The following is an 11,239-nucleotide window of genomic DNA, read 5'->3' as shown; positions in this document are numbered from 1 at the left end:
CTCTGCGTGGGAATGCCTCAATGGACGCTTTGCGTCCGCTCTTGGGACGCGGAGCGTCCCGGGCTGCATTCCTTTGCTGCGCGTGGGAACGATCATTCAACCGCCATTTTGGTCTTTCTGGCACGAAGCCCCGCCATCAACGATGGCCCCAACGCCACCAGCGCCGACCCAAGCACCACCAGCACCGCCCCGCCATAACCCAGACCATTGATCTGCTCGGCATGCACATACTCCGGCCATAACCACGCGGCCACGGCCACCGCGGCAAAGGTCACCAGCGGCGTGATCGCCAGCGTCGCGCTGACCCGCGAAGCTTCCCAATGGGCCAGGGCTTCGGCGAAGGCGCCATACGCGATCAGGGTGTTCAAACAGCACGCCAGCAGCAGCCAGCCTTGCAGAGGGCTCAGTTGCAACGCTTGCAGCGGATGCACCCACGGCGTCAGCAACAGTGCGCAGAACAGGTAAATCACCATCATCACCTGCAACGAATTCCACACCGTGAGCAACTGCTTCTGGCCCAAGGCATAAAAGGTCCAGACCGTGGATGCCAACAGCACCATCAGCACACCCGCGGTGTAATCGGTCAGCGAGGTGAGCAACTCACTCAAGCGCTGATTGAAGAACAGCGCAAAGCCGATCAACAGCACCAACAGGCCAATCCCCTGCCCCACGCTGAACCGCTCCTTGAACACGAACAGGCTGGCGATCAGCAACATGATCGGGCCCATCTGCACCACCAATTGCGCGGTGCCGGGGCTGAGCAGGTTCAGGCCCATCAGGTACAGCACGTAGTTGCCGACCAGCCCGAGTACCGCCATCAACACCAGCCAGCCACCCCTCGGGCCGAGGTCTTTGCGACTCGGCAGGCGTTTGGTCGCCGCCAGATAAATGAACAGGCAACCGCCGGACACCATCAGGCGAAACCAGGTCACCGTCATCGGGTCCATCACCAGCAGCACTTGCTTGAGTTTGATCGGCAGGATTCCCCACAGCAACGCGGTCAGCAAGGCCAGGAATAAACCGTACACCCAGCGACCCGATGAAATATGCATGCTGCCCCCGAAGCCCCATTGGCAAGAACGCTCATTCTAGGCTCAGGCCGGAGCGCGACACAGGGACAGTTGCCGACGGGCCGCAAATGAAACTGTGCAGGTCGCACCAATAATTTGGCGCAATGCCGTCGATCAGCTGGCCGGGCGCTGCAACGGGTTCATGCATAAGCTCATTGAAACCACCAACAGGCAGCATTCCACAGGAGAAAGCCATGTACGGCATGCGCGCCCAGGACACCGCCCCCGCCACGCACTTTCGCTGTGACCGGTTGTGTCGTGTCAATGGGGAGTTGTATTTCACCACCCGGGAACAGACCCTGGAGGGGCCGTTCGATAATGCGGCGACGGCCGAGAAAGAGATTCAGGCCTATATCGAGCGGATGCAGGTTTTGCGGATGCAACGGTAAACCGTGGCGCCCTCATCGTGAGCAGGCTCGCTCCCACAAGGATCTTGAGTGACATAGATCCAATGTGTGCGAGCCTGCTCGCGATAGCGGTTAATCAGACAACAAATCTTCCGGGGTTTAACGCACCGCCTCAAACAACCCCGTAGCCCCCATCCCGCCCCCCACGCACATGGTAACGATGCCGTAACGCAGGTTACGCCGCTGCAACTCGCGCACGATGTGCCCGACCTGACGCGAACCGGTCATGCCGAACGGGTGGCCGATGGAAATCGAGCCGCCATTGACGTTGTATTTGTCGTTATCGATCTCCAGCCGGTCGCGGCTGTACAGGCATTGCGAGGCGAACGCTTCGTTGAGTTCCCACAGGTCAATGTCGGCCATCTGCAACCCTTTGGCCTTGAGCAACTTCGGCACCGAGAACACCGGGCCGATGCCCATCTCGTCCGGCTGGCACCCGGCCACGGCGAAACCGCGAAAGAAGGCTTTGGGCTTGAGCCCCAGCGCCAGGGCTTTTTCCAGGCTCATCACCAGCGTCATCGAAGCGCCGTCAGACAGCTGCGACGAGTTGCCGGCAGTCACCGAGCCATCTTCGGCAAACACCGGTTTCAACCCGGCCAGGCTTTGCAGGGTGGTGTCAGGGCGGTTGCAGTCGTCGTGATCGACAATGCCGTCGAGGATCTGCACCTGGCCGGTGGCCTTGTCTTCAACGCGATACTTCACCGCCATCGGCACGATTTCATCGTTGAACAACCCGGCGGCTTGCGCCATCGCCGTACGTTGCTGACTTTGCAGGGCGTATAGATCCTGCTCTTCGCGGCTGACGCTGTAACGACGCGCGACGATCTCGGCGGTCTGGCCCATGGGGAAATAGATACCTGGCACCTGCTCTTTCAGCAGCGGGTTGATCAGGTTGTCGGTGTTGACGCTTTTCATGGTCAGGCTGATCGACTCGACACCGCCGGCGACGATGATGTCGCTGCACCCCGAAGCGATCTGATTGGCGGCAATCGCGATAGCCTGCAAGCCCGACGAACAGAAGCGGTTAAGGGTCATGCCAGCCGTGCCGATGCCCAAGTGCGACAGCACCGCGACGTTGCGACCGATGTTGTAGCCCTGGGCGCCTTCGTTGGAGCCGGCGCCAACGATGCAATCCTCGACGCTGGCCGGGTCGACGTCATTGCGCATGAGCAGCGCGTTGACACAATGGGCCGCCATGTCGTCCGGACGGGTCTGGTTGAACTTGCCGCGAAAGGATTTGGCCAGGCCGGTCCGTACGCTGTCGACGATCACCACTTCACGCATGGCATGCACCTCATTGTTGTTGTCAGTCAGGAGTTGGACCGAGCATAAGTCCACCCTATGACTGACCGCGACAATCATTCACCCGGCGTATGCGTAACCATCGGCTCAGCGCTTGCGCTTTTGCAGTTTCTTCTCGCGTTTGTCGGACTTTTCGAACGCCTCCTCCAACGCTTCATTGAGGGTGCGAAGAACCTTGACCCGCGCCCAGCGCTTGTCGTTGGCTTCTACCAATGTCCAGGGCGATACCTCAGTGCTGGTGCGGTCGACCATATCGCCGACGGCGGCGCGGTAATCGTCCCACTTGTCACGATTGCGCCAGTCGTCTTCAGTGATCTTGAAGCGCTTGAAGGGGATCTCTTCGCGCTCCTGGAAACGCTCCAGTTGAGTCTGTTTGTCGATGGCCAGCCAGAACTTGACCACGATCACCCCGGCATCGGCGATCTGTTCTTCGAAGTCGTTGATCTCACCGTAGGCGCGTAACCAGTCCGCCTTGCTGCAAAAACCTTCGATGCGTTCCACCAGCACCCGGCCATACCAGGAACGGTCGAACACGGTGAATTTTCCTCGCGCCGGAATATGCCGCCAGAACCGCCACAGATACGGCTGCGCCCGTTCTTCTTCGGTGGGTGCGGCGATTGGCACAATGTTGTACTGGCGTGGATCGAGCGCCGCGGCCACCCGCCGGATCGCCCCGCCCTTGCCTGCCGCGTCGTTACCTTCGAACACCGCGATCAACGCGTGGCGACGCATGCGTTTGTCGCGCATCAGCCCGGAAAATCGTGCCTGTTCGGTAATCAGCTGTTCTTCGTAATCGTCCTTGTCCAGGTGCAGGGTCAGATCGAGGCTGTCGAGCAAGTTGACCTGGTCGACGCTGGGGGACAAGGGCGCGGCACTGACTTTGTCCGGATGAATCCTGGGTCGCTTCAGCGCGCTTTGCAGGCCTTCGAGCAAGATCTTGCCGACCGCCAGGCTCCGATAACGCGCGTCCACGCCGGCAATCACATGCCACGGCGCATAGTCGCGGCTTGTACGGCGCAGCACCCGTTCGCCGTACTTCACGAACTTGTCGTAGGTCTCGGATTGCTGCCAGTCCAGCGGGCTGATGCGCCAGCTGTGCAGCGGGTCATCGGCCAGCGCCTTGAGCCGCGCTTTCATTTGTTTCTTGGAGAGGTGAAACCAGAACTTGAAGATCAGCGCGCCTTCGTCGCACAACATCTTCTCCAGCCGCTCGGCGCCGTTGATGGCTTGATCGAGTCGCGGGTCCTTGAGCACGCCATGAACCCTTCCTTGCAGCATCTGGCTGTACCAGTTGCCGAAAAAAATCCCCATGCGCCCCTTGGCCGGGAACATCCGCCAGTAACGCCAGGCGGGCGGTCGCGCCAGCTCTTCGTCGGTCTGCTGGTCGAACGTACGAACCTCGATCGAGCGTGGGTCCATCCATTCGTTGAGCAACTTGACCGTCTCGCCCTTGCCGGCCCCTTCGATGCCGTTGATCAAAATGATCACTGGAAAACGGTGTTGCTGCCGAAGTTCGAACTGCGCTTCGAGCAAGGCCTCACGCAACGCCGGCAGTTCGGCTTCATAGGTTTCTTTGTCGATGACATGACCGATTTCGGCGGATTCGAACATGAGCGCGCTCCTTCCAGGATTGAGCAAGACTAGCAGGTGTGCGGTGATGCAAAAATGGCCAAAAGATCGCAGCCCTGTAGCAGAATTTCAGCGACAGGTCGAACGTGCCTTTTGCCATGGATCAAGCACCGCCACGGCGATCGGCTAGAATGGCCACCTTGCCGTTGCCGAGCCTGCCATGAAACCTGTATTGCCCCACGCCCAGCTTGACTGGGACGACCAAGGTCGCCCGCGCTCGCGGGTGTTCGATGATGTGTATTTTTCCGACCAGTCGGGCCTTGAAGAAACCCGCTACGTGTTTCTGGAGCAAAACGATTTGCGTGACCGCTTCGCCGCATTGCCGGCAAGTGGGCGACTGGTGATTGGCGAGACCGGTTTCGGCACCGGGCTGAATTTCCTCTGTGCCTGGCAGTTGTTCGAACAGCACGCGGTGGCCGGTGCGCGGCTGCATTTTGTCAGTGTCGAAAAGTACCCGCTGAGCGCCCCCGACCTGCAACGGGCCCTGGCGTTATGGCCGGAGCTCAAGCCGTTCGCCGATCAACTGCTGGCGCAATACGTGGCGATCCATCAGGGCTTTCAGCGGCTGGTGCTGGGCAACGGCCGCGTCACCCTGACCTTGCTGATCGGCGATGTGCTGGAGCAGTTGCCGCAACTGGACGCGCAGATCGACGCCTGGTTCCTCGACGGTTTCGCCCCGGCGAAAAACCCCGACATGTGGACCGCCGAACTGTTTGCCGAACTGGCCCGTCTGGCGGCACCCGGCTCGACCATCAGCACCTTCACCAGCACCGGTTGGGTGCGCCGCCTGCTGAACGCGGCGGGCTTCAAAATGAAGCGCACGCCAGGCATCGGCCACAAATGGGAGATCCTGCGGGGCACCTTCCTCGGCTGGCCTGAAGAGACCGCACCTCCTGCCGCGACAAAACCGTGGTTCGCTCGCCCGACCCCGCTGACCGGCGAACGCCGCGCCCTGGTGATCGGCGCCGGGCTGGCCGGTTGTGCCAGTGCCGCCAGCCTCGCCGCGCGGGGTTGGCAAGTGAGCCTTTTGGAGCGCCACGAAGCACTGGCGCAGGAAGCCTCGGGCAATCCTCAAGGCGTGCTGTACCTCAAGCTTTCTGCGCATGGCACGGCGTTGTCGCAATTGATCGTCAGCGGTTTTGGTTACACCCGGCGTCTGCTGGAACAGTTGCAGCGCGGCGTCGACTGGGACGATTGCGGGGTCTTGCAACTGGCCTTCAATGCCAAGGAAGCCGAGCGTCAAGTGCAATTGGCTGCGGCCTTTTCGCCAGACCTGGCGCACCTGCTCGATCAACCGCAAGCACAGGCCCGAGCCGGCATCGTACTGGAGCACGGCGGCCTGTTCTTCCCTGAAGGTGGCTGGGTTCATCCACCCGCGTTGTGCCAGTGGCAAGCGTCTTCAACGAGCATTCAGTGGCTGCCCCATCGCGAGGTGGTGGAACTGCGCAAGGTGGAGGATCAATGGCAGGCCTGGGACGGCGATGCACTGCTGGCCAGCGCGCCCGTGGTGATTCTGGCCGGCGCCGCCGAGATCAAGCGTTTTCCCCAGAGCGCCGAGTTGCCCCTCAAACGCATTCGCGGCCAAATTACCCGACTGGCGCAAACCCCCGAAAGCCAGAGCCTGGCGACCGTCGTCTGCGCCGAAGGCTATGTGGCACCCGCACGTCTGGGCGAACACACGCTTGGCGCCAGCTTCGATTTCAAGAGCGATGATCTGGCCCCGACCGTTGCCGAGCACCTCGGCAACCTGGCGTTGCTCGAAGAAATCTCCACCGACCTGGTCACCCGTCTGCATGTTCAAGACCTGGACCCGCAGCAGCTTGAAGGACGCGCGGCATTCCGCTGCACCAGTCCCGATTACCTGCCGATCGTCGGACCACTGGCCGACCAGGCCAGCTTCGCCAATGCCTATGCCGCGCTGAGCAAAGATGCCCGGCAAGTGCCCGATGTGCCCTGCCCGTGGCTTGATGGGTTTTACGTCAACAGCGGTCATGGTTCTCGCGGTTTGATCACCGCGCCATTGTCTGGCGAGCTGTTGGCGGCATGGCTTGAGAACGAGCCGCTGCCCTTGCCCAAAGCGGTGGCCGAAGCCTGCCATCCCAACCGTTTTGCCTTGCGCCAGTTGATCCGCGGAAAAGTCTGAGCGATACCCGGGTGCAGGCGACAGATGAGCTCAGGCTAGCCGCAACCTGTCATTCGCCGTAGCATCGCGCCAATGTTTAACCGAGGTGCCTTATGCTGATCCCCCACGACCAACTTGAAGTCGACACCCTGACCCGCCTGATCGAGGATTTCGTGACCCGTGACGGCACGGACAACGGCGATGACACGCCGCTGGAAACCCGTGTGTTGCGTGTCCGTCAGGCATTGACCAAGGGCCAGGCGCTGATCGTCTTCGATCCGGAAAGCGAGCAATGCCAGTTGATGCTCAAGCACGACGTGCCCAAGCACCTGTTCGACTGAGTCAACGAACTTTGGCTTTTGCCTGTTTGATCTGGATGCGCTCGTAGACTTCGGCGCGGTGTACGTTGACTTGCTGTGGCGCTTCAACACCGAAGCGCACACTGCTTCCGTTGACGGCGAGCACCCGCACGGAAATGTTGTCACCAATGGATATCAATTCGCCCACAACGCGACTGAGTACAAGCATGGCATTCATCCTTCAGGGTTACCGGTCCCTGAAGATGCCCGGTGCAGAGCGGGTCTTCAATGCAACGGCCGCAAAACAGTCCCGCCCTACAATGCAGGCTGCATCACCCTGACGGACGTGTCCGACAAACCGCTTGAATGAAGGACCGATCCTTCAGGAAGCGGAGAACCGCGGACCGAACAGAATGACACTCGCCCCAAGCACACACAGCGCTACGCCAATCCAGTCCGAGCCCAGTGGACGAATCCGCTCAACCACCGCCAACCAGCCAATCGACGCGATGATGTAAATGCCACCGTAAGCGGCATAGGCGCGGCCGGCATAGCTCGCTTCGACCCGGGTCAGCAGTAGCGCAAACAACGTCAGGCTGAGCAAGGCCGGGATGATCCACAACACGCTTTTACCCTGGCGCAGCCACATCCAGAAAGCGAAGCAGCCGGCGATTTCGAACAGCGCGGCGAGGAAAAACCACAGGTAATTGAGCATGCAAACGTCTCGTGAGGATGACCGATTGCGGCCACCCTAGCGACGGTGTTGCGCACGGGCAAGTTCAGCCTGCGTTTTGTTTGGCCTTGGCGCGCATTTTGTCGGCCATCACAGTCATTTCGTTGTAGAGCAATTGCGGGTCTTTCTGTTTGATCGCCCAGGCCATGCGGCCCTGCTCGTGAGGCAAAATCAAGAATTCGCCGGCGGCGACCTGCCGATAGATGTAGTCGGCAATATCAGCAGCGGTGATCGGCGAGCTTTCCAGCAATTTGCCAACCTGGGCTTTCATGGCCGGGGTCGGGCCACGGAAGGAGTCCAGCAGATTGGTCTGGAAGAACGACGGGCAAACTACATGCACGCTGACTTCCTCGTGGGCCAGTTCAATCAGCAGACTTTCGGACAATGCCACCACACCCGCCTTGGCCACGTTGTAGTTGCTCATGGCCGGGCCTTGCATCAGCGCCGCCATCGAGGCGATGTTGATGATCTTGCCTTTGCTTTTCTCCAGCAGCGGCAGGAAGGCCTTGCAGCCCTTGACCACGCCCATCAGGTTGATCGCGATTTGCCAATCCCAGTCCTCCAGCGACAGTTCACTGAAGAACCCGCCCGAGGCCACACCGGCATTGTTGACAATGACATCGATACCGCCGAGTTTCTCTTCGCAGGCTTGGGCGAAGGCGGTCAACTGACTGTAGTCGCGCACATCGCAGCGCTGAATGAAGCCGTCACCGCCGGCTGCGCGCACCAACTTGAGGGTTTCCTGCAGGCCGGGCTCACTGACATCCGACAAGGCCAGTTGCCAGCCTTCACGCGCCCAGCGCAGCGCGATTTCGCGACCCAGGCCTGAGCCCGCGCCAGTGATCATCATGCGATTTTGCATAGCAAACAGCCTTGTTGTTCCGGGGAAGATGCACCGAGTGTAGCGAAGGATAATGCGCGACCCACGCTCCATCAGAGTGCTGAATGGCCAGCGATGAACCACGGCGCGGTCCGGTTGTTTCAACGTCGAAACGCTGTCAAAGAAATAAGCGTACCGTCCAAAAACATTAAAAAAACCTGGAATTATTTTTCATTGCCGCGAGTCGGATTTTGTAAGCAGCGCGGATTAATACAGTCCAGCTGAACGGCTGAAACGCCAAGTCAAATCCACAATGCTTCCAGCAAGGAAATAGACATGGGCACAATTCTTATCGTTCTTCTTATCCTGTTGCTGATAGGTGGTTTGCCGGTCTTCCCGCACTCCAGAAGTTGGGGTTACGGCCCGTCCGGTATCATCGGCACGGTGTTGGTGGTGCTATTGATCCTGCTGTTGCTTGGCAAGATATGAAGATTTTACCGGCAAAAAAAAGAGGCCCTGTGAAGGGCCTCTTTTGTATTCCGGAAAAACTTAGTCCGGTTTGCCGTTAACCACACCGGCGGTGTTATCGAGCAGGCTCTTGGTCGCCGTTTGCAGGAACGCTTCGAGCTTGAGCTTCAGCTCAGCTGTACGCGGTGCATCCGGAACGATCTCGGCGTGAGGCGTCGCACCCAGTTCGTACTGGTACATCTTCGGCGCCATTTCCTTTTCTTTCGGCAGCACCAGGATCTGGTCAGCCGTGACGATGGCGGTGGTCTGCTCGCTACCCGACGGCTTGATCACGCCAAAACCGGTGTCGCCTTCAGGCAGATTGAGCAGGTCGCGTCCCCAACACTGATGACGTACTTCGCCACCAATACGGCCCATGATGGTCGGCACGATGTCGATCTGGGTGCCCACGGTGTGGTCACGCTGGCCGAACTTTTCCTGGATGCCCGGTGCGATCATCAACATCGGCACGTTGAAGCGGCCCAGGTCCATTTCGGTGATCTGACGCTCGTTGCCAAAACCATGGTCGCCAACGATGACAAACAGGGTTTCCTTGAAGTACGGCTCCTTGCGGGCCTTTTCAAAGAATTGACCCACTGCCCAGTCCGCGTAACGCATGGCGGTCAAATGCTCGTTCAGGCTGCCGCGATCGGTTACAGGTTCAACCGGCAATGGTGTCGGCAAGGCATATGGCGTGTGGTTGGACAGGGTTTGCAGCAACGCATAGAACGGCTTGCCGTTTTCCCGCGCCTTGAGCTCTACCAGACCACGGTCGAACATATCCTGGTCGGATACGCCCCAGGTCGGGTCGGAGAACACCGGGTTCACGAAGTCGTTACGACCAATGAAGTTGGTCATGCCCTGGTTGCTGAAGAAACCCGACTGGTTGTCCCAGGCGAAATCGCCGTTGTAGACATACACGTCGCCGTAATCACGTGCGCTGAGCAGCTGCGGCAGGCCGGACAACTTGTGGCTGCCTTCCGGGGTCTGCATCAGGTATTCGAAACCCGGCAGGTTCGGGAAGCAGGCCATGGTGGCGAACATACCCTGGTGGGTATGCGTCCCGTTGGAGAAGAAGCGATCGAACAGCAGGCCTTCTTTCGACAGTTTGTCGAGATACGGCGTGATGTTGCCCGGTGCGCCCAAGGCCCCCACCGAGTGACCGGCCATGCTTTCCATCAGGATCACGACGACGTTCTTGATCGGAAGGGTCTTGTCGGCCGGCGGCATGTAATCGCGACGCACCGCTGCGATATCGGCATCCACCAGTTTTTCGTCCGGCATCACCAACATGTCACGCACGATTTGCTGAGCTTGCGGCTGTGGCAGCGTTGCCTTCCAGATATTGTCGCGATCTTCGGACATCCGGCTCTTGGCCGCCGCGATCAGCGACAGCGTGCCGTTGAGGCCCAACTGGTTGGCGAAGTTCGAGTCGGTGGTGTAAACATCACCCCAACGCAGCGGCGGGCCCTGGCGCAGGGTGCCACGCGCCGCGACCACACAGACCATCAGGCAGACCACGAACACTACGCCGCGCACATACCACGGAGCGACCTGGCGCGTGCCAATGCTGCCACCGCTGAACGGCCCGCGAGGACGCGTGGCGCGGTCGGCGCCCTTGAACGCCAGGGTCAGAATCAACGTGCCCACGGCCCAGGCCAACAGATAGCGAACTACCGGGAAACCGTACCAGAGCATGCTCATCACGGTTTTCGGGTCTTCTTTCACATACTGGAAGACCAGGCCGTTGAGGCGCTGGTGGAACTCGCGGTAAAAGTCCATCTCCATCAGGCCGAGGAACAGCGCGATACTCGAGGCAACGGTCAACCAGAGCCGGAAGAACCCGCGGGCCGCCATGGCCCGGGCGCTGAACAGGGCCAGCAGCAGCGGGACGCTGAGGTAAACCACCAGGCGCAAGTCGAAACGCAGGCCGTTGGCGAACGCTTCCAGGAAAGTCGAAGCCGGTGTGTCGAGGATCATCGAGCGGTTGTAGACCAGCAGCGCGACGCGCAGCAGGCTGAACATGACCATCATGATCAGGGCGCACAACAGCGTGTAGGCCAGATGCGATTTGACGGTCGGTTGCAGCAGGCGACTAGAAGCTCGCTGCTGATTCAGGGCGTCCGGGTTTGCCATGTCGTTTTAGGACCCATTGGAAGTTGAAGTTTCAAAAATACAGCGGCGCCTTGCCCTCTGTTGGCCATCCTCGGCCCCGGGGCGTGCGCGGTGCGCAAATGTTGCACGATCAACCGCGGCATTGCCATTGATTACTGTCCGGCAGCCCAACTGTCGCTTGTAGCGCTCTGGGACAAGAGGCGTGGCGCAAAGTTGCGGGGTTGACTCGTTGAGG

General features: G+C 60.0%; 11 protein-coding genes. 4 read left to right on the top strand and 7 right to left on the bottom strand.

The features are described 5' to 3' along the window. Positions 1-92: 92 nt before the first annotated feature. A complete protein-coding gene (locus PMI21_RS00630) occupies positions 93-1,052 on the bottom strand; it encodes a DMT family transporter (RefSeq protein ID WP_007942069.1) in 960 nt (319 codons plus the stop codon). Positions 1,053-1,264: 212 nt separating this feature from the next. On the opposite strand from PMI21_RS00630, the gene PMI21_RS00635 reads away from it, so the two are divergent. Beyond that, entirely contained in the window at positions 1,265-1,459 is a 195-nt protein-coding gene (locus PMI21_RS00635) for a DUF6316 family protein (RefSeq protein WP_007942066.1), read from the top strand. A 117-nt stretch (positions 1,460-1,576) separates the two neighbouring features. On the opposite strand, the gene PMI21_RS00640 is transcribed toward PMI21_RS00635, so the two are convergent. Beyond that, a complete protein-coding gene (locus tag PMI21_RS00640; RefSeq protein WP_007942065.1) occupies positions 1,577-2,761 on the bottom strand; it encodes a thiolase family protein in 1,185 nt (394 codons plus the stop codon). Positions 2,762-2,866: 105 nt separating this feature from the next. Beyond that, on the bottom strand, positions 2,867-4,390 hold the full coding sequence (pap, locus tag PMI21_RS00645) for a polyphosphate:AMP phosphotransferase (RefSeq protein ID WP_007942064.1): 1,524 nt from the start codon (positions 4,388-4,390) through the stop codon (positions 2,867-2,869). 178 nt (positions 4,391-4,568) lie between these two features. On the opposite strand from pap, the gene mnmC reads away from it, so the two are divergent. Together mnmC and PMI21_RS00655 are read left to right on the top strand one after the other, a co-directional pair. Then, a complete protein-coding gene (gene mnmC / locus PMI21_RS00650) occupies positions 4,569-6,551 on the top strand; it encodes a bifunctional tRNA (5-methylaminomethyl-2-thiouridine)(34)-methyltransferase MnmD/FAD-dependent 5-carboxymethylaminomethyl-2-thiouridine(34) oxidoreductase MnmC (protein WP_007942063.1) in 1,983 nt (660 codons plus the stop codon). Between the two features lie 92 nt (positions 6,552-6,643). Then, on the top strand, positions 6,644-6,871 hold the full coding sequence (locus tag PMI21_RS00655) for a YheU family protein (RefSeq protein WP_003199186.1): 228 nt from the start codon (positions 6,644-6,646) through the stop codon (positions 6,869-6,871). Position 6,872: 1 nt separating this feature from the next. Here PMI21_RS00655 and csrA read toward each other — a convergent pair whose 3' ends face one another. From csrA to PMI21_RS00670, 3 genes are all read right to left on the bottom strand, one after another. After that, positions 6,873-7,058, bottom strand: coding sequence for a carbon storage regulator CsrA (gene csrA / locus PMI21_RS00660; RefSeq protein ID WP_007942062.1), 186 nt, complete (start codon positions 7,056-7,058; stop codon positions 6,873-6,875). A gap of 153 nt (positions 7,059-7,211) precedes the next feature. After that, entirely contained in the window at positions 7,212-7,544 is a 333-nt protein-coding gene (locus PMI21_RS00665; RefSeq protein ID WP_007942060.1) for a YnfA family protein, read from the bottom strand. A 64-nt stretch (positions 7,545-7,608) separates the two neighbouring features. Then, a complete protein-coding gene (locus PMI21_RS00670) occupies positions 7,609-8,424 on the bottom strand; it encodes an SDR family oxidoreductase (RefSeq protein WP_007942059.1) in 816 nt (271 codons plus the stop codon). Positions 8,425-8,712: 288 nt separating this feature from the next. Here PMI21_RS00670 and PMI21_RS29285 point away from each other — a divergent pair, with 288 nt between their 5' ends. Continuing rightward, complete coding sequence (locus PMI21_RS29285) at positions 8,713-8,871, top strand: DUF3309 family protein (protein ID WP_177318308.1); 159 nt, start codon at positions 8,713-8,715, stop codon at positions 8,869-8,871. Between the two features lie 60 nt (positions 8,872-8,931). Here the strand turns inward: PMI21_RS29285 and PMI21_RS00680 are convergent, their stop codons facing one another. Further along, positions 8,932-11,025 carry an LTA synthase family protein gene (locus PMI21_RS00680; RefSeq protein WP_007942056.1) on the bottom strand — a complete coding sequence of 698 codons (2,094 nt, stop codon included), beginning with the start codon at positions 11,023-11,025 and terminating at the stop codon, positions 8,932-8,934. Between the last annotated feature and the right edge of the window lie 214 nt (positions 11,026-11,239).

It is taken from the genome of Pseudomonas sp. GM18 (assembly GCF_000282195.1).
GTDB lineage: Bacteria > Pseudomonadota > Gammaproteobacteria > Pseudomonadales > Pseudomonadaceae > Aquipseudomonas.
The sequence above is the reverse complement of the archived record's forward strand: the minus strand, read 5'-3'. Positions and strand labels throughout refer to the sequence as shown.

Excerpts from the sequence above, each read along its gene's own strand:
- PMI21_RS00635 (WP_007942066.1), top strand. The coding sequence starts at position 1,265 with ATGTACGGCATGCGCGCCCAGGACACCGCCCCCGCCACGCACTTTCGC.
- PMI21_RS00680 (WP_007942056.1), bottom strand. The coding sequence starts at position 11,025 with ATGGCAAACCCGGACGCCCTGAATCAGCAGCGAGCTTCTAGTCGCCTG.
- pap (WP_007942064.1), bottom strand. The coding sequence starts at position 4,390 with ATGTTCGAATCCGCCGAAATCGGTCATGTCATCGACAAAGAAACCTAT.
- PMI21_RS00655 (WP_003199186.1), top strand. The coding sequence starts at position 6,644 with ATGCTGATCCCCCACGACCAACTTGAAGTCGACACCCTGACCCGCCTG.
- PMI21_RS00640 (WP_007942065.1), bottom strand. The coding sequence starts at position 2,761 with ATGCGTGAAGTGGTGATCGTCGACAGCGTACGGACCGGCCTGGCCAAA.
- PMI21_RS00665 (WP_007942060.1), bottom strand. The coding sequence starts at position 7,544 with ATGCTCAATTACCTGTGGTTTTTCCTCGCCGCGCTGTTCGAAATCGCC.
- PMI21_RS00630 (WP_007942069.1), bottom strand. The coding sequence starts at position 1,052 with ATGCATATTTCATCGGGTCGCTGGGTGTACGGTTTATTCCTGGCCTTG.
- csrA (WP_007942062.1), bottom strand. The coding sequence starts at position 7,058 with ATGCTTGTACTCAGTCGCGTTGTGGGCGAATTGATATCCATTGGTGAC.
- mnmC (WP_007942063.1), top strand. The coding sequence starts at position 4,569 with ATGAAACCTGTATTGCCCCACGCCCAGCTTGACTGGGACGACCAAGGT.
- PMI21_RS00670 (WP_007942059.1), bottom strand. The coding sequence starts at position 8,424 with ATGCAAAATCGCATGATGATCACTGGCGCGGGCTCAGGCCTGGGTCGC.